At 64.9% G+C, this 1,055-nt stretch carries 2 pseudogenes; one reads left to right on the forward strand and one right to left on the reverse strand.

Going from position 1 to position 1,055, the window contains the following annotated elements:
* Positions 1 to 635 (reverse strand): annotated as a pseudogene (locus ACZ5CR_RS47220) (hypothetical protein); the annotation flags it as partial.
* A gap of 279 nt (positions 636 to 914) precedes the next feature.
* Here ACZ5CR_RS47220 and ACZ5CR_RS47225 point away from each other — a divergent pair.
* Positions 915 to 1,055 (forward strand): annotated as a pseudogene (locus ACZ5CR_RS47225) (DUF397 domain-containing protein); the annotation flags it as partial.

Consider the following 1,055-nt stretch of genomic DNA (forward strand, 5'->3'; position numbering starts at 1 on the left):
TCATCGGCCTTGGGGCTCTTGCCCTTGGCTTCCTTCCCCTTGCCCTTCTCACCCTTGCCCTTTTTGTCTTTCTTGCTCTTCCTGTCTTTCTTGCTTTTCTTCTTGCCCTTGTCGTCCTTGCTCTTCTCGTCCTTGCCCTTGGGCTCGTCAGCCCTCTCCTGGAGCAGGACAGCCGTGCGTCCGCCGGCGGTGACGTGGCGGGTGGTGTCGCATATGGGGCCGGTCAGCTCGGTGGACCAGTCCTCCTCGAACGTGCCGAACTTGAAGCCCTTGAGCGTGCTACCGGCTCCCCGGACGAAGTTCTTCTCCGTCGCCCACGCGCCGGGCGCGTGGACGGCCTCGCCCCCGAACCTCTTCTTGAACTCTTTTTCGTTGTGGTCGACGGCGAGGTGGGCCTCAGGACTCCGGGGGGATTTCTCGACCGTGTCCCGGATGTCGTCCGGTGCCTGCCGCACGACGGCCGGCTTCTTCGACTGCGGCTGATCGCCGTCGGCCACTGCCCAGACGACACCGCTGCCCACGCAGAGAACCACTGCCAGCAGAACGGCCAGCGCCCTCGCGCGACGCTTCTTGTTCTCCCTCTCCGCGCTCAGGACGGACTGAGTGAAGGCGGAATGGGACGGGCCGTGACTCACGTGGCAGGGCCTTTCTGGTTCGAAGGGGCGTCGCTTCAGGCGAAGCGGAGCGTCGCTTCGTGCGAAGTTGCGGGTGAACTCACCGCAAATGCCCAGTGGTTCAGGTTCCGCACGATGCGCGCGTCACCTTATCTCCGCGCTTTCGCCATCATCCGTTCAGGCTTGAGGGACCCGCGACCGGAACCCGGGGTGACAACTCCATTGCGCTGCGTACCTTCCGGCCTGCCGAGTACGCTGAGCCCACGGTTGGTTCGCTCAGGTGGAAGGGGCCGTCGCGCAATGGCCGAGGCACAGCACGAGGACGTCCAGGCTCGCAAAGAGCGCGAGAAGAACGAGCTCTACGCTCTCGACATCTCCGGCGTGGAGTGGCACAGCGCACCGGGCGCCGAGGCGCACGAGGAGCGGGTCGAGATCGCGTAC

It is taken from the genome of Streptomyces sp. NPDC031274 (assembly GCF_055570235.1).